Origin of the sequence: Cupriavidus basilensis OR16 (assembly GCF_000243095.1) — a bacterium.
Lineage (GTDB): Bacteria > Pseudomonadota > Gammaproteobacteria > Burkholderiales > Burkholderiaceae > Cupriavidus > Cupriavidus basilensis_D.
In genome coordinates this window covers 1-15,437 of the sequence record NZ_AHJE01000136.1, presented here as the reverse complement: position 1 = coordinate 15,437, position 15,437 = coordinate 1, and the positions used below count along the sequence as shown (strand labels likewise).

The following is a 15,437-nucleotide window of genomic DNA, read 5'->3' as shown; positions in this document are numbered from 1 at the left end:
CAGAGACCCAGGCGAGTGCCCTATTTCACACCACCGCCCCTTACACAAGGCAAGGGGCTGCGCGACCGGCTAGCATCCGCGCTGATCTACGCTACATTGATTTCATCGTGATTCGACGAGGTCACTGCCATGTCCAGACAACTTGCGGTGATGGTGGCGCTGCTGGCCGCCAGCGGCCTGTCGCAGGCCGTCACCAAATGCTTGAGTGGGGGTGAAGTCCTCTACACGTCGGCGTCCTGCCCGGCCGGCTACATGAATGTCACCGGCACCATGCGGGGCCACCTGTTCACCGTGCCCAACGTCGCAAAAACCCTTCGGGCGGATCAGGCTTACTCGCGTATTCGCACGCAGACAGCGGAGCTGGTCAGGGCGCAGCGGGAACGGGACAAGGAATGGAACCTGCGGTCACAAAACCTCAGCCTGAACCAGTGCCTGATTCTCGACTACCGGGTGCGTGCGACTGAACGCGCGATGAACGAGACGGAGTACTGGAGCCGCGCCGATCGCTACCGCGAGCACGTCGATGCGCTGCGTGCCGAGCAGTATTACCAGGGCTGCTTTGGCTGACTTCCGGATCGACGGAACAAGAGGTTCCTGTGTTCCTGTATATGAGCCCCGTGCCCTAGGGAAGCTTGTCGTTGGCGGAGCCGATACGTGGCAAGAAACATCGCAACCGCTGAATCCACCACATGCCGCTGCATCGCTTCATCCAGCGGCGGCTGCCCCATGGTGATCTGCGGCCAGAACGCAAACGCCTTGACCAGGGTCTGCAACTGACAGGCGGCAAAGGCGGGATCGACCGCCTTGAGCTTTCCGTCGGCCTGGGCCGCGCGTATCCACACGTTGATGCCCTCTTCCCGCTCGCCCAGCCTAGCGACCATTTCCCGCGCCCGCTCGGGCGAGTGGATGGTCTCGGCGATGGCCACCCGCGCCAGGTCCATGAAGCTGGCGTTGTTGAGCATGTTCATCTTCAGGCGCATCAGCTCGCGCAACTGCGCGTCCACCGGCTGCTTGCTGGAGTAGGCCAGTTCCCGCTCACCCTGGCTGCTCTCCCACAACTGGGAAAGGATCTCGGCAAACAGCTCATCCTTGCTGGCAAAGTGGTTGTAGACCGTGCGCTTCGATACCTCCGCCCGGGCGGCGACCTTGTCCATGCTGGTGACTTCGAATCCGTTGTCGCGGAACTCGGCGATGGCGGCCTGAATGATGGCTTCGCGCTTGCGATCCGTCAGGCGTTGGGCGGGAGCAGACATGGGGTTCCTGGATTCCTTGGCGTCAAGACAAGCTGCAATTTTACACCGATAAGTTTACTTTTCTGAAAATGGAAACTACACTGTACAGTGCAACTTGTGCAGACATCGCTTGTCGATGAAGCGGCCCCTCGCTGCCTGCCCTGCCTCCTGGGACTCTGATTGCCATCATGACCAATCCTTCGCTCCGCCCCGCCAGCAGCAAAAGCCACATCCAGTCGCCGGAATCGCGCGCGAGCCAGGAACGCGCCCTGGCCGGGCCGCCAAAGGGCGGCTTGCTCAAGACACTGGGCATCGCCTGGCGTTTTTTCTTCGACAAACCCGCGAATACCCAGCCCGCCGGCCCCGTGCCGGTGCAAACGCTGACCCAGGCCGACCTGCTCGCCGCGCCGGACAATACGGTGTTCCGCCTTGGGCATTCGACCGTGCTGCTCAAGCTGGGCAATGCATTCTGGATTACCGACCCGGTCTTTAGCGAGCGTGCCTCGCCGGTGCAGTGGGCCGGGCCGCAGCGCTTCCACCAGCCGCCGATTGGCATCGACGCGTTGCCGCCGATCAAGGCGGTGATTCTTTCGCATGATCACTACGACCACCTGGACCGCGCGGCCATCCTGGCGCTGGCGGGAAAGGTCGAGCACTTCCTGACGCCGCTCGGCGTGGGCGACCGCCTGATCGACTGGGGAATCGACCCGGCCAAGGTGCGCCAACTCGACTGGTGGCAGACCACCGAGGTTGAAGGCGTCCGCTTTGCCGCCACGCCGGCGCAGCACTTTTCCGGGCGCACGCCGTTCGATGGCAACCGCACGCTGTGGGCGTCGTGGGTCATTCAGCACGCGGATCTGCGTGTGTTCTTCAGTGGTGACACGGGCTACTTCGACGGCTTCAAGCGCATCGGCGAACGCTACGGCCCCTTTGATCTCACGCTGATGGAGACCGGCGCCTACGACGTGAACTGGCCGGCCGTGCACATGCAGCCGGAGCAGACCCTGCAGGCCCATATCGACCTGAACGGCCACTGCCTGCTGCCGATCCACAACGGCACCTTTGACCTGGCGATGCATGCCTGGCACGAGCCCTTCGACCGCATCGTCGCGCTGGCGGCCGCGCGCGGCGTCCCCGTCAGCACCCCGCGCATGGGCGAGGCCGTCAGCATCCGGCAGGCACACCGCGCGGATCGCTGGTGGCTGGAGGTGAAAACGCACCGCAACACCAAACCTGCGCCAGCCGCGAATACGCGCATCGTCAACGAACAACCTTGAGAAAACCATGGCCACCTGGACCACCACGCACATCCCCCCGCAGGCCGGCAAACGCGCCGTTGTCACCGGCGCCACCGGCGGCCTGGGCTTCGAAACCGCACTCGCGCTGGCGGGTGCGGGAGCCGATGTGATCCTGGCCGGGCGCAATGCGGCCAAGGGGCAGGAGGCAGTGCGCCGCATCCACGCGGCGCATCCCAGGGCTACGCTGCGGTTCGAGTTGCTGGACCTTGCCAGCCTCGCGAGCGTCGCGGACTTCTCGCGTCGGCTGCTCGACGAAGGGCGCCGCATTGACATACTGGTCAACAACGCGGGCGTCATGGCGCTGGCGAGGCGGCACGTAACGGCCGACGGCTTCGAGATGCAACTCGGGACAAACTATCTCGGGCACTTTGCGCTTACCGCGCAATTGCTGCCGCTGTTGCACGGTGCGCCACACTCGCGCGTCGTCAGCCTGAGCAGCATGGCGCACCGGCACGGACGGATCGACCTCGACGACCTCCAGGGCGGCCGGGCCTACAAACCCTGGAAGGCCTACGCGCAATCGAAGCTCGCCATGTTGATGTTCGCGCTGGAGCTGCAACGGCGCAGCGATGCCAATGGCTGGGGCCTGCTGAGCAATGCCGCGCATCCGGGCTGGGCACGCACCGATCTGATGACCAACGGCCCGGGAACCAACGGCATGTTGGGGGTCCTCTCCCGGCTGCTCGCGCCGTTCTTCAGCCAAGGCGCAGCGCAAGGCGCATTGCCGACCTTGCTGGCGGCGACCTCGCCCGAAGCACGCGCCGCGGCCTACTACGGTCCTGACGGGTTCTCGGAAATGAAGGGCGCGCCGGCGCGCGCGAAGATCATGCCGCAAGCCATGGATAGGGAGGTAGCGGCGCGGTTGTGGGAGCGTTCAAGCGCGCTGACCGGCGCACAATGGGCGCCGGAGCGGGAGCGGATTCCGTCTTGAACGCTTGAACAATCGCTTGCAAGTCAGAACCACTTGTTATTAGAATATAATCACATAACAACAAGGTGCCAGCTGTCGCCTGCCGGTCAGCTGTGCAGTTCAACCCAAGCAACCCGCCAAGTCCGCCATGCCCGATCAGAACTCCACCCACCTCGCCCCGACCGACCCTGCAGGCCCGACCGGCCGGCTAGCGCTATGGCTCGCCGGTTTCAAGCTGGAACAGGCGAGCGCAGCCGCGCGCGAGCGCGCCAAGGCACTGACGCTCGACGGCATCGCCTGCGCCATCGTGGGCGCGCAGCTGCCGTGGTCGCGCACGGCGGCCGAGATCGTGCGCAAGACCGAAGGCCGGGGTACCAACACCATCGTGGGCTGGGGCGTGGGCACCAGCGCCCCGGGTGCGGCCCTGCTCAACGGCACCTTCATCCAGGGCTTTGAGCTGGACGACTATCACCCGTTAGGTCCGCTGCATAGCGCATCGCTGGTGCTGCCTGCGCTGTGGGCGGCGGCCGAAGGGGACGAGCGCATCAGCGGCTCGCGCTTCCTGGAGGCAGCGCTGGCTGGCTACGAAGTCGGGCCGAGAGTCGGCATGGCGCTGCACGGCGGGCAGATGCTGTCGCGCGGGTGGCACTCCGGCTCGGTGTTCGGCACACATGCGGCGGCGGCGGCGGTGGGCAAGCTGCTCAAGCTCGATGCGGGACGTTTCGAGGATGCGCTGGGACTTGCGGGCACGCAGTCGGCGGCCTGATGGCCGCGCAATATGAGGCGATGTGCAAACTACCACCATGGCTGGTGGGTCCCCGAGCGGCCGCTGACGCCGATCGGCGCCCAGATGAACATCGGCTATGCGCTGGCGGTCGCGGTGCTGGATGGCGCAGCGCTGGTGCCACAGTTCGCGCCCTCGCGCATCGACGCCGACGATGTCTGGGCGCTGCTGCCGCGCATCGCCGTCAGGCACGATCCCGAGTTTGATGCCGGTGGGCAACGCGGGCGCGGGCGGGTGCGCCTGGCGGTGACGTTTACCGACGGGCAGCGCATCGAGGTCAATCGCCAGATGTCCCGGGCGATCGAGTCGCCGCAATCCAATGCGCAAGTGTCGGCAAAGTATCGTGCGCTGACCGACGGCTTGATTGACACCCAACGGCAAGCCGCGATCCAGGCGATGGTGACGAACCTGGAGCAGGTGGACGACGTGCGCGAGTTGCTTGCCCTGCTGGCGCCCCCAGTGAAAAGCCCTTTCGAGTAACGCGCGGCCCCAGCCGGGAGCGTGGCGCGATCCGTGCGAGCCACGCCCGACTCACAATCGCATCAAGGTGTATCATTGCCGCGTTGCAGGCTTCGTGCCTGCATCAGCGTTCTCAGGGCGGGGTGAAAGTCCCCACCGGCGGTGATGGCGATTCTTTCGCATAAGCCCGCGAGCGCCCGGTTCTCCTCGCAGTCTCCGAGAGCCGGGGTCAGCAGATTCGGTGTCACTCCGAAGCCGACGGTCATAGTCCGGATGAAAGAGAGCGCGATGTTTCTGTTCCCCGCCCCGTCTCCCGGCGCCGGGGGACTAAACTCGTGCGCCCTGATTCTGGTAACCCACTCTTCTTGAAGAAGACCATGAATCAGTTAGTTTCTCCGGTCCAGCGCGACCACCGCGACCTCCAAACCACCACCCCCGTCAATCCGGCCTGGCGCTTTGCGTTTATCCACGCGCAATGGCATGCCGACATCGTCCATCAGGCCCGCGACGCCTTCCTCGCGGAAATGGCCGCGCGCGGCGTATCGCGCACGGCGGTGGATGTCATCGAAGTGCCTGGCGCGTTCGAGATTCCGCTGCATGCGCGCAAGCTGGCGGACACCGGGCGCTATGCGGCGATCGTGGCGTCCGGCTTTGTCGTCGATGGCGGCATCTACCGCCATGAGTTTGTCGCGGATGCCGTCATCGGCGGCCTGATGCGCGTGCAGCTCGATACGCAAGTGCCGGTGCTATCAGCGGTGCTGACGCCGAAGAGCTTCCACGATCACGAGGACCACCGCAAGTTTTTCAGCGAGCACTTCGTTGTGAAGGGCCGCGAGGCGGCGCAGGCCTGCATCAAGACGGTGGAAAGCCTGAGCAAGCTGGCGGCGTGACCGGATCGGGCCCGCGCTAGCGCTCGGAGGCGCGGCCCGCATCCTCAAAAATCAGTACGTCTCTAGGTGCAGCCGCCCATCCTTCCTGAGCGCGGCGCCCACCGTGTCCCACGATAAACCCGCTTGCTGCGCCACGTCCCGCAAGGCCAGCACCACGCCCTCCTCCATGCTCTTCAGCCCGCAGACGTAGAAGCAGGTATTCGGGTCCGCCAGCAGCGGCCCGAGATCGGCGGCGCGCTCGCGCATCACGTCCTGCACATAGCGCTTGGGCTGCCCCGGGGTGCGCGAGAAGGCAAAGTTGGTATCGATAAAGTCCTTGGGCAAGCTCTGCAACGGGCCGAAGTAAGGCAGCTCCTCCTGCGTGCGCGCGCCGAAGAACAGCATCAGCTTGCCGCCCTCGAACTTGCCGGACTTGCGCAGCCGCCGGCGCCATTCCGTCATCGCGCGCATCGGCGCGCTGCCGGTACCCGTGCAGATCATGACGATATTGGAGCGCGGGTGGTTGGGCATGAGGAAGCTCGCGCCAAACGGCCCGATCACCTCCACCTTGTCGCCCACCTGGAGGTCGCACATATAGTTCGATGCCACGCCGCGCACCGGGTTGCCCTGGTGGTCTTCCAGCACGCGCTTGATGGTGAGCGAGATATTGTTGTAGCCCGGCCGCTCGCCATTGCGCGGGCTGGCAAGGGAATACTGGCGCGCATGGTGCTGGCGGCCGCTGGCGTCCACGCCCGGCGGCACGACGCCGATCGATTGGCCTTCCAGCACCGGAAACGGCGCGTTGCCGAAGTCCAGCACGATATGGTGCGTATCGTAGTCGCGCCCGACCGCGGTGACGCGCACATTGCCGGCCACGGTGGCGGTGACGGCATGTCCATGGCGAACTCCGGGGGTGATGCGCCCCCTGTGGCCGGGGCCTTTTGCCGCAGGAGTCCACCGGGCCCCTGCCTTCTTGCGATATTCGATATTCGGCTTTCGAATCGCGGTGCTCAGTTGAAACGCACGTACTCGAAATCCACCGGCTGGCGGTTGATGCCCATCACCGGCGGCGCGATCCAGCCGGCGAACTTGCCGGGCTCGACCACGCGGCCCATCAGGCTGGCCACATAGGCGCGGTCGGTCTCGCTGGGCAGCCACTGGTCGACGTTGGCCTTCCATTCCGCGTCCGAGATGACCCGGCCATCCGGCGAGATCTTCACGCCGGAGAGCGCGCCGATATTGCGGTGGAAGGCTTTGTGCGGGACGGTCAGGCGCACGGGAATGCCAGCCTTGTCGATCACGCGGTTCCAGCGCTCCACGCCAGCCACGCTGTCCTTGATGTAGTCGTCTCGCAGCACTTCGTTGAGCGCGTTGAGCATCGGCACTTCCTTTTCGATCAGCTTGCCGCCGCTGGCCTGCAGGACCTTGTAGGTCTGGCCCTTGAGCACGTGGTCGTCGGCTCGCTTGCCTTCTTCATAGCGGCCCTTGAGGCCGGTGCTGTAGAAGGTGGCGGCGTTGCTGGATTCGTCCGCGCCGAACAGGTCGATGGTCACGCTGTAGTGGAAGTTCAGGTAGCGCTGGATGGTCGGCAGGTCGATCACGCCGGCAGCGCGCAAGCGGGCTGGGTCGTCGGTCTTGAGCTCGTTCATCACCTGGCAGGTCCGCTGGATCACGCGCGACACGCCGCTCTCGCCAACGAACATGTGGTGCGCTTCCTCGGTCAGCATGAACTTGGTGGTGCGGGCGAGCGGATCGAACGAGCTCTCGGCCAGCGCGCACAACTGGAACTTGCCGTCGCGGTCGGTGAAATAGGTGAACATGAAGAACGACAGCCAGTCCGGCGTCTGTTCATTGAACGCCTGCAGGATGCGCGGGTTGTCTTGCTGGCCGCTGCGGCGCTCCAGCAGGGCTTCGCCTTCTTCGCGGCCGTCGCGGCCGAAATACTTGTGCAGCAGGTAGACCATGGCCCACAGGTGGCGGCCTTCCTCCACGTTGACCTGGTACAGGTTGCGCAGGTCGTACATGCTCGGCGCGGTCAGGCCGAGGTGGCGCTGCTGCTCCACCGATGCGGGTTCCGTATCGCCCTGCGTGACGATGATGCGGCGCAGGTTGGCGCGGTATTCGCCGGGCACGTCCTGCCAGGCGTCTTCACCCTTGTGGTCGCCGAAGTGGATCTTGCGGTTGGCCTCGGCGGGATTGAGGAAAATGCCCCAGCGATAGTCCGGCATCTTCACGTGGCCGAAGTGCGCCCAGCCCTGCGGGTCGACGCTGATCGCGGTGCGCAGGTAGATATCGGAATCCTGCGAGCCGTCCGGGCCCATGTCGTTCCACCAGCTCAGGTAGTTGGGCTGCCATTGCTCGAGCGCGCGCTGCAGCGTGCGGTCTTCGCTGAGGTTGACGTTGTTGGGGATCTTGTCGCTGTAGTTGATGCTGGACATCATGGTCTCCGGGCTGGCTATGCGTTGGCTGCGGCGTGTTCGGGTTCTGCTTCGGCTTCGAGTGCGATTCGAGTGCGATTCGAGTGTGATATCGGCAATGTCAGGTCAGACGCGGTTCCAGTCGAACGCGGCCTTGTCGCCCTTGCCATAGACCTTGAGCGCGCCCTTCTCGCCCACGGCGTTGGGGCGCTGGAAGATCCAGTTCTGCCAGGCGGTGAGCCGCCCGAAGATGCGGGTGAACATGTTTTCCTGGCCGTTGAAGCGCAGGTTGGCTTCCATGCCGGTGAGCGCATCCGGCGACATGGCCGCGCGCTCTTCCAGCGCGATGCGCACTTCATCGGTCCAGTCGATGTCGTCCGGGTTGGCGGTAACCAGGCCCACCGCGAACGCGGCATCGGCGTCCAGCGGCTGGCCGGCCTTGGCGCGCACCGCATCCAGCGCCGGTTGCTCGTCGTAGAAGCGCCGTCCCAGGCGGCTCTGCCCGGTCGCCATCGGGTACAGCCCGAAATTGGTCTCGGCCACGGTGATCTTCGGCGCGCGCGCCTCGTCGTCCGGCAGCGCCAGGTGGTAGCTGCGATCGCACGCCAGCGCCAGTTCAAGGAAGGTGCCGGCAAAGCAGGAGCCCGGCTCGATCAGCGCGAACAGGCTGCGCGAGGACACATCCAGGCGGGAGAACGTGCGGCGCAGCAGGCCGATGGTCTCGCGCACCAGCCAGTGATCCTGGTTGGCCAGCAGCGTGGCGTCCATGGCCAGCACGTTGGCGGCGTCGCCTTCGGTCTTGATCAGCCAGGTGCCGATATCCAGCTCGTTGGTGCGCATCGACAGGATGGCGTCTTCCAGTTCGCGCGCCAGTTGCAGCGGGTACCAGGCGGCGCCGGCCTCGGCGATGGCGGCAACGCTCGCCGGCTGCGTGGCGGACGGGCCCTTCACGGTGAAGGTGGCCTTGCGCCCCGCGCGTTCGATCTCGACGGTGACGTGGGTGTAGCGCAGCGCGTCGGCTTCCAGGGTGCGCGCGAGCGGGGTCAGCGCCACGCCGCTGGCGTTCGCCGGGCGGTCGCTCTGCGCGGCCAGGGCCTGGGCGCGCTCCTGCACTTTCTGGGCAAACACGGCGGGCTTGGCAATGTCGTCCACCAGGCGCCAGTCCTTGGCGCGCTGTCCACGCACCCCTTCGGTGGTGGTGCAGAAGATGTCCGCGAGATCGTGGCGGACATGGCGCTTGTCGGTCACGCGGGTCAGGCCGCCAGTGCCAGGCAGCACGCCCAGCAACGGCACTTCGGGCAAGCTCACGGCGGAAGAGCGGTCGTCGACAAGGATGATCTCGTCGCAGGCGAGCGCCAGCTCGTAGCCACCGCCGGCGCAGGCGCCATTGACCGCGGCGAGGAACTTCAGGCCGCTATGCTTGGAGGAGTCTTCCAGCCCGTTGCGCGTCTCGTTGGTGAACTTGCAGAAGTTCACCTTCCAGGAATGGCTGGAGACACCCAGCATGAAGATATTGGCGCCGGAGCAGAACACCTTGTCCTTGCCGCTGGTGACCACGACGGTGCGCACCGTCGGGATGCTCGAAGCGGATGCGGTTGACCGCATCGTTCAGCTCGATGTCGACGCCGAGGTCGTAGCTGTTGAGCTTGAGCTTGTAGCCGGGGCGCAGGCCGGCGTTCTCATCGATGTCTACCGCCAGCGTGGCAATGGGGCCGTCGAAGGTCAGCTTGAGGTGCTTGTACTGGGATGGGTCAGTCTGGTATTCGACGCGGGGGGCGGTAGTCATGGCGGTGTCTCCTCAGCAATGCAGCACGATAGTGCATGGTTCGGGTGTTAGTGAAGGAACTATAGTTCATACACTAAAACTCAGTCAAGCAATATTGTGCATCTACCCGTCGAAGGATCAGAGCGGCAGTTGCAGTGCGTAGCGGACCCGCTCGCGCAGCGCCAGGAAGGTGGGTTCCAGCGGCTCGGCGCTGGTGTCGACGCTGAACTCCGCCTTGGAATAGAAGGCCGCACGGCCGGCCAGGATATGGCGCAGGTCTTCCATGGCCTCCTTGCTGGCGGCCATCGGGCGGAAGTCGCCCTGGGCGCGCACGCGGTTCATGTGATCTTCCGGGCTGGCCTGCAGCCACACCGTGGTGCAATGGGCCAGCAGCAGGTTGAAGGTGGCGGGGTCCGACACCAGGCCGCCAGGCGTGGCGATCACCGCTTCCGGATAGATCTGGATGGCTTCCTCCAGCGCGCGCCGCTCGTAGCGGCGGTAAGCGTTCATGCCGTACAGGCCCTGGATTTCCGAGATGCTGCAGCCGGCGAACTTCTCGATCTCGCGGCTGAGTTCCACAAAGGGAAAGCCCAGGTCCTCGGCCAGCATGCCGCCCAGCGTGGACTTGCCGGCGCCGCGCAGCCCGATCAGCGCCACGCGCGGGCTGCGCGCGGCGTTGCCGCCGCCCGTGCCAAGCATCTCGCCCACGGCAATGCGCACGCGGCGCAGCGTGCCTTCGTCGCGGTGCTCCAGTAGCTCCCGGATCAGCAGCCACTCCGGCGATGAGGTGGACACGTCGCCAAGTAGCTCGGCCAGCGAGCAGTGCAGCGCCGAGGCGATCTGCAGCAGCACCAGGATGGAGGCGTTGCCGCTGCCGTATTCCAGGTTGGCCAGGTGCCGCTCCGAAACCCCGGCGGCCAGTGCCGTGGCCTTGCGGGTCAGGCCCCGGCGAGCGCGCAGCTCACGCACACGCTCGCCCAATGCGACGAGAAAGGCGTTTTTCTCCACCCCGCCGGCTTCCGTGGCGCTACTGTTGCCTGGTGTGGCATCGGCGTCCTGCTCGTCCGCGGGCGCCCGAGTTAACCCGGTAACATGCAATATAGTGCTTGACATGGTTTCTTGGTGGCCCTATGTTTCACACATGCACAATAATGCATGAAGCGCGGGTATGCAACCCGGCTGAGTCTAACGGAGCCCCTTCCATGTCCCCCACCGAATTCCGCGAGCAGATTGCGCGGCTCACGGCCCGCATCGCCGGCCGCCCACTCGATGCCGCCCTGGATGCCTGGCTCAACGCCGAGCATGGCGCAGGCAGCGCCACTTACAGCGAACTCAAGGCGGCCTGCCAGGCCGGCGTGGCCGAGGGCTGGCTGTGCGACCGCGAAGGCGGCGGCATCCGTTATGGCCGCGTCTTCAAGCCGGCCGAGGATCTCCACGGCTTCTCCGTCGACGTGGTCGACATGCAAGACATCGCCGGGCCGCATCACACGCATCCCAATGGGGAGATCGACCTGATCGTGCCGATCGACGCCACCGCCGAGTTCGACGGCCGCCCCGCCGGCTGGCTGGTCTGCCCGCCGGGCAGCGCGCACAGGCCCACCGTCAGCCATGGCCGCGCGCTCGTGCTTTACCTGCTGCCCGAAGGGCGCATCGACTTCACCCGCTGAGCCCCACGCCATGACCGAACTGCTCTCCAACTATCTCGGCGGCCGCTGGCAAGCCGGCTCCGGTGCCGGCGCGACGCTGGCCGACCCGGTACTGGGCGATGCCCTGGTACGCGTGGACGCCACCGGGCTCGACCTTGGCGCCGGCTTCGCCTTCGCGCGCGAGCAAGGCGGCGCCGCGCTGCGCGCCATGGCCTACCGCGAGCGCGCCGCCATGCTGGGTGCCATCGTCAAGATCCTGCAGGCCAACCGCGATGCCTATTACGAGATCGCCATCGCCAACAGCGGCACCGTGCACAACGATTCCGCGGTGGACATCGATGGCGGCATCTTCACGCTTGGCACCTACGCCAAGCTCGGCGACGCGCTGGGCGACCGGCGCTACCTGATCGACGGCGATGCCGCGCGGCTGGGCAAGGATCCGCTATTCCAGTCGCAACACGTGCTGGTGCCCACGCGCGGCCTGGCACTCTTGATCAACGCGTTCAACTTCCCGAGTTGGGGCTTGTGGGAAAAGGCCGCACCGGCGCTGCTGGCGGGCGTGCCCGTGATCGTGAAGCCTGCGACGGCCACCGCCTGGCTGACCCAGCGCATGGTCAGGGACGTGGTGGACGCGGGCGTGCTGCCACCTGGCGCGCTGTCGGTGGTATGCGGCAGCGCGGCCGGGCTGCTGGACCAGTTGCAGCCGTTCGATGTGGTCTCCTTCACCGGCTCGGCCGAGACCGCCGCGCTGATCCGCTCGCATACGGCGGTCACGCAACGCTCGGTGCGCGTCAATATCGAGGCCGACAGCGTCAACTCGGCCCTGCTGCTGCCCGGCGAGGCCGCCGGCAGCGAAGCGTTCGACCTGCTGGCCAGGGAAGCCGCGCGGGAGATGACCGTCAAGTCCGGGCAGAAATGCACGGCCATCCGCCGCATCTTCGTGCCCGAAGCGCTGTATGGCGCCGCAGCCGACGCCATCGGCGCGCGGCTGGCCAGGGTCCCCGTGGGCAATCCGCGCCATGAAGCAGTGCGCATGGGCGCGCTGGTCAGCCGGGCGCAGCTCGCATCGGTGCGCGAAGGGCTGGGTTATTTGCGCGCGCAGGCCGAGGTGCTGCACGACGGCGCGACGCACGCGCTGGTCGATGCCGATCCGGCCGTGGCCTGCTGCATCGGGCCCACGCTGCTGGGCGCACGCCATGCCGACGCTGCCGATCGCGTGCACGACACCGAGGTGTTCGGCCCCGTGGCAACGCTGGTGCCCTACCGCGACGGCGCCCACGCGCTAGCACTGGTGCGCCGGGGCCAGGGCTCGCTGGTGGCATCGCTGTACGGCAGCGACGCCGATGCGCTGGCCAAAGCCGCGGTGGCGCTGGCCGACAGCCACGGCCGCGTCCACGTGATCTCCCCTGAGGTGGCGCAACTGCATACCGGCCACGGCAATGTCATGCCGCAATCGCTGCACGGCGGGCCCGGGCGCGCCGGCGGCGGCGAGGAACTGGGCGGCTTGCGCGCGCTGAATTTCTATCACCGGCGCAGTGCTGTGCAGGCGAGCACCAGCGTGCTGGCGCAGCTTTAAAGCACCGCTACGGCAAACCCACCAAAACATCGATCCATCGATCCATCGATACGGGGAGACAAAGATGACAGCCGAACCACAAGTGCAGCCGCCCGGCACGCCGTTCAACCTTGCCCAGCACCTGATTGCGTGCAACGCGCAGCGGCCCGCCAAGATTGCCTACATCGACGACCACGGCGCGATGCGCTACGGCGAGCTGGCCGAGCGCATCCGCCGCGTTGCCGCCGCGCTGCTGGCCCGCGGCATCCACCGCGAAGAGCGCGTGCTGCTGATGATGCACGATGGCAATGACTGGCCGGTGTGCTTCCTCGGCGCGATGTATGCGGGCATCGTGCCCGTGGCAGTCAACACACTGCTCACCGCCGACGACTACGCCTATATGCTGCAGCACAGCCGCGCGCAGGCCGTGCTGGTATCGGGCGCGTTGTTGCCGGTGCTGCAGCAAGCTTTCGCCCAGGGTGGGCACGAAGCCAGCACGGTGATCGTCTCCCAGCCAACCAGCCCGCTCGCCGATGGCATGGTCGCGCTCGATGCGCTGATCGGCCGCCACGCGCCACTATCCGCGCCCGCCAGCACCGGCCCCGACGATCCCGGCTTCTGGCTCTATTCGTCAGGTTCCACCGGGCGCCCTAAAGGCGTGCTGCACAGCCAGGGCAATGCGTACTGGACCGCTGAGCTCTATGCCAAGCCCGTACTGTCGCTGGGCGAGGCCGACATCTGCTTCTCCGCGGCCAAGCTCTACTTTGCCTATGGGCTCGGCAACGCCCTGACCTTCCCGCTGAGCGTGGGTGCCACAGTCGTGCTGATGGCCGAGCGGCCAACCCCCGAGGCCACGTTCAGGCGCTGGCTGGACCATCAGCCGACCGTGTTCTTCGGCGCGCCGACCGGCTACGCTGGCATGCTCGACGCGCCCGGGTTGCCCACGCGCGAGCAGGTCTCGCTGCGCCTGTGCTCCTCCGCCGGCGAGGCCTTGCCCGCTGACCTGGGCGAACGTTTCACCGCGCATTTCGGTTGCGAAATCATCGACGGCATCGGTTCCACGGAAATGCTGCATATCTTCCTGTCCAACCGCCCCGGGCAGGTTCGCTACGGCACCACGGGCTGGCCGGTGCCGGGCTACGCGGTGGAACTGCGCGACGAAGACGGCCACGCCGTGCCCGACGGCGAAGTGGGCGACCTCTATATCCAGGGGCCGAGCGCGGCGCTGATGTACTGGGGCAACCGGGAGAAATCCCGCGAGACCTTCCGCGGCGGCTGGACCAAGAGCGGCGACAAGTACGTGCGCAACGCCGACGGCAGCTACAGCTACGCCGGACGCAGCGACGACATGCTCAAGGTCAGCGGCATCTATGTCTCGCCGTTCGAAGTGGAAGCCACGCTGGCCCAGCACCCCTCGGTGCTCGAAGCCGCTGTGATCGGCGTGCCCGACCAGGCTGGCCTCACCAAGACCAAGGCGTTCGTGGTCCGCAAGGCCGGCGCGCAGGTCAGCGAGGCGGAGCTCAAGGCCTTCGTCAAGGAACGGCTCGCGCCCTACAAATACCCGCGCATGATCGAGTTCGTGCCTGCGCTGCCCAAGACGGCCACGGGCAAGATCCAGCGCTTCAGGCTGCGCGAACTGGAAGGCGAGCCGGCCTGAGTGGAGAGGCCAAAACCGTTCGCCATGGCGAAGACTGCCACGCCCACTGCCACTCCCCCTCCTCCAAGGCTGGGGAGGGGTGCAAACCACTAAAAAATACACAAGGAGACAACCAATGCGACAGATCGATGTCCACAAGCTCGCCGACGAGGCGCGCTTCAATCGCTTTCACGGACTGGTGCTGCTCTGGTGCGCACTGATCATCATCTTCGACGGCTATGACCTGGCCGTGGTCGGCATTGCGCTGCCATCGATCATGAAGAGCATGGGCGTGGACGCCACCAGTGCCGGCTTCATGGTCAGCGCCGCGCTGTTCGGCATGATGTTCGGCGCGATCTTCATGGGCACCGTGGCCGACCGTATCGGAAGGCGCCGCGCCATCGCCATCTGCATCCTGCTGTTCAGCGTCTTCACCGCCGCGGCCGGCTTCACCAGCGATCCCGTGACGTTCAGCGTGACGCGCTTCCTGGCGGGCCTGGGCATCGGCGGCGTCATGCCGAACGTGGTGGCGCAGATGACCGAATACTCCCCGCGCAAGATTCGCGGGACCATGGTCACGCTGATGTTCAGCGGCTACTCGGTCGGCGGCATGCTGGCCGCCCTGCTCGGCAAAGGCATGATTGAAAGCTACGGGTGGCAATCGGTCTTCCTCGCCGCCAGCCTGCCGGCACTGCTGATCCCGGTCATCCTGAAATCCTTGCCGGAGTCCATGCCCTTCCTGATCAAATCGGGCCAGATCGACGCACTCAAGCACATCGCCTCCCGCCTGGAGCCAGGCTACCAGCCCCAGCCAGGCGACCAGTTCGCGCTGCCTGCCGGCGACAAGGCCGGCGACGCGCCCATCG

Annotated in this window: 13 protein-coding genes, 2 pseudogenes and 1 riboswitch; of the genes and pseudogenes, 10 read left to right on the top strand and 5 right to left on the bottom strand. The window is 66.1% G+C overall.

The annotated features are described in order from the left end of the window. The first annotated feature begins 129 nt into the window (after nt 1-129). The gene (locus OR16_RS35035) at nt 130-567 is read left to right on the top strand and encodes a hypothetical protein (protein ID WP_043422341.1); all 438 of its coding nucleotides are present in this window, start codon (nt 130-132) and stop codon (nt 565-567) included. Here OR16_RS35035 and OR16_RS35030 read toward each other — a convergent pair. Next, nucleotides 546-1,253: a TetR/AcrR family transcriptional regulator gene (locus tag OR16_RS35030; protein WP_006163638.1), complete on the bottom strand. Its 708-nt coding sequence runs from the start codon at nt 1,251-1,253 to the stop codon at nt 546-548. The genes OR16_RS35035 and OR16_RS35030 overlap by 22 nt on opposite strands. A gap of 167 nt (nt 1,254-1,420) precedes the next feature. Here OR16_RS35030 and OR16_RS35025 point away from each other — a divergent pair, with 167 nt between their 5' ends. From OR16_RS35025 to OR16_RS35010, 5 genes are all read left to right on the top strand, one after another. Next, on the top strand, nt 1,421-2,509 hold the full coding sequence (locus OR16_RS35025; protein ID WP_006163634.1) for an MBL fold metallo-hydrolase: 1,089 nt from the start codon (nt 1,421-1,423) through the stop codon (nt 2,507-2,509). 7 nt (nt 2,510-2,516) lie between these two features. Then, a complete protein-coding gene (locus tag OR16_RS35020; protein ID WP_006163632.1) occupies nt 2,517-3,461 on the top strand; it encodes an SDR family oxidoreductase in 945 nt (314 codons plus the stop codon). Between the two features lie 127 nt (nt 3,462-3,588). Beyond that, nucleotides 3,589-4,206, top strand: a complete 618-nt coding sequence (locus OR16_RS45005) for an MmgE/PrpD family protein (RefSeq protein WP_050983200.1) — start codon at nt 3,589-3,591, stop codon at nt 4,204-4,206. Nucleotides 4,207-4,218: 12 nt separating this feature from the next. Then, nucleotides 4,219-4,704, top strand: a complete 486-nt coding sequence (locus tag OR16_RS45000; protein WP_202801119.1) for an MmgE/PrpD family protein — start codon at nt 4,219-4,221, stop codon at nt 4,702-4,704. A 104-nt stretch (nt 4,705-4,808) separates the two neighbouring features. Continuing rightward, nucleotides 4,809-4,972: riboswitch (FMN riboswitch) on the top strand. A gap of 88 nt (nt 4,973-5,060) precedes the next feature. Continuing rightward, the gene (locus OR16_RS35010; RefSeq protein ID WP_006163630.1) at nt 5,061-5,573 is read left to right on the top strand and encodes a 6,7-dimethyl-8-ribityllumazine synthase; all 513 of its coding nucleotides are present in this window, start codon (nt 5,061-5,063) and stop codon (nt 5,571-5,573) included. 51 nt (nt 5,574-5,624) lie between these two features. On the opposite strand, the pseudogene boxA reads toward OR16_RS35010, so the two are convergent. From boxA to OR16_RS34990, 4 genes and pseudogenes are all read right to left on the bottom strand, one after another. After that, a pseudogene (boxA, locus tag OR16_RS35005) lies at nt 5,625-6,440 on the bottom strand (benzoyl-CoA 2,3-epoxidase subunit BoxA); the annotation flags it as partial. 122 nt (nt 6,441-6,562) lie between these two features. Then, the gene (gene boxB / locus OR16_RS35000) at nt 6,563-7,990 is read right to left on the bottom strand and encodes a benzoyl-CoA 2,3-epoxidase subunit BoxB (RefSeq protein WP_006163628.1); all 1,428 of its coding nucleotides are present in this window, start codon (nt 7,988-7,990) and stop codon (nt 6,563-6,565) included. Nucleotides 7,991-8,095: 105 nt separating this feature from the next. Continuing rightward, nucleotides 8,096-9,755 (bottom strand): annotated as a pseudogene (gene boxC, locus OR16_RS34995) (2,3-epoxybenzoyl-CoA dihydrolase). Nucleotides 9,756-9,872: 117 nt separating this feature from the next. Next, the gene (locus OR16_RS34990; RefSeq protein WP_043422338.1) at nt 9,873-10,847 is read right to left on the bottom strand and encodes a helix-turn-helix transcriptional regulator; all 975 of its coding nucleotides are present in this window, start codon (nt 10,845-10,847) and stop codon (nt 9,873-9,875) included. Between the two features lie 89 nt (nt 10,848-10,936). Between OR16_RS34990 and OR16_RS34985 the strand changes: the two genes are divergently transcribed. The 4 genes from OR16_RS34985 to OR16_RS34970 form a co-directional block, all read left to right on the top strand. Further along, complete coding sequence (locus OR16_RS34985) at nt 10,937-11,401, top strand: DUF4863 family protein (protein ID WP_006163624.1); 465 nt, start codon at nt 10,937-10,939, stop codon at nt 11,399-11,401. A 10-nt stretch (nt 11,402-11,411) separates the two neighbouring features. Beyond that, on the top strand, nt 11,412-12,956 hold the full coding sequence (locus OR16_RS34980) for a 3,4-dehydroadipyl-CoA semialdehyde dehydrogenase (RefSeq protein WP_006163623.1): 1,545 nt from the start codon (nt 11,412-11,414) through the stop codon (nt 12,954-12,956). A gap of 64 nt (nt 12,957-13,020) precedes the next feature. Beyond that, nucleotides 13,021-14,592 carry a benzoate-CoA ligase family protein gene (locus OR16_RS34975; protein ID WP_006163621.1) on the top strand — a complete coding sequence of 524 codons (1,572 nt, stop codon included), beginning with the start codon at nt 13,021-13,023 and terminating at the stop codon, nt 14,590-14,592. A gap of 115 nt (nt 14,593-14,707) precedes the next feature. Beyond that, nucleotides 14,708-15,437 (top strand): MFS transporter (locus tag OR16_RS34970; protein ID WP_006163619.1); only part of this gene is annotated, 730 nt, incomplete at its 3' end.

Coding starts and splice junctions, on each gene's coding strand:
- OR16_RS35035 (WP_043422341.1), top strand. CDS start 130: ATGTCCAGACAACTTGCGGTGATGGTGGCGCTGCTGGCCGCCAGCGGC.
- OR16_RS35030 (WP_006163638.1), bottom strand. CDS start 1,253: ATGTCTGCTCCCGCCCAACGCCTGACGGATCGCAAGCGCGAAGCCATC.
- OR16_RS35025 (WP_006163634.1), top strand. CDS start 1,421: ATGACCAATCCTTCGCTCCGCCCCGCCAGCAGCAAAAGCCACATCCAG.
- OR16_RS35020 (WP_006163632.1), top strand. CDS start 2,517: ATGGCCACCTGGACCACCACGCACATCCCCCCGCAGGCCGGCAAACGC.
- OR16_RS45005 (WP_050983200.1), top strand. CDS start 3,589: ATGCCCGATCAGAACTCCACCCACCTCGCCCCGACCGACCCTGCAGGC.
- OR16_RS45000 (WP_202801119.1), top strand. CDS start 4,219: ATGAGGCGATGTGCAAACTACCACCATGGCTGGTGGGTCCCCGAGCGG.
- OR16_RS35010 (WP_006163630.1), top strand. CDS start 5,061: ATGAATCAGTTAGTTTCTCCGGTCCAGCGCGACCACCGCGACCTCCAA.
- boxB (WP_006163628.1), bottom strand. CDS start 7,990: ATGTCCAGCATCAACTACAGCGACAAGATCCCCAACAACGTCAACCTC.
- OR16_RS34990 (WP_043422338.1), bottom strand. CDS start 10,847: ATGTCAAGCACTATATTGCATGTTACCGGGTTAACTCGGGCGCCCGCG.
- OR16_RS34985 (WP_006163624.1), top strand. CDS start 10,937: ATGTCCCCCACCGAATTCCGCGAGCAGATTGCGCGGCTCACGGCCCGC.
- OR16_RS34980 (WP_006163623.1), top strand. CDS start 11,412: ATGACCGAACTGCTCTCCAACTATCTCGGCGGCCGCTGGCAAGCCGGC.
- OR16_RS34975 (WP_006163621.1), top strand. CDS start 13,021: ATGACAGCCGAACCACAAGTGCAGCCGCCCGGCACGCCGTTCAACCTT.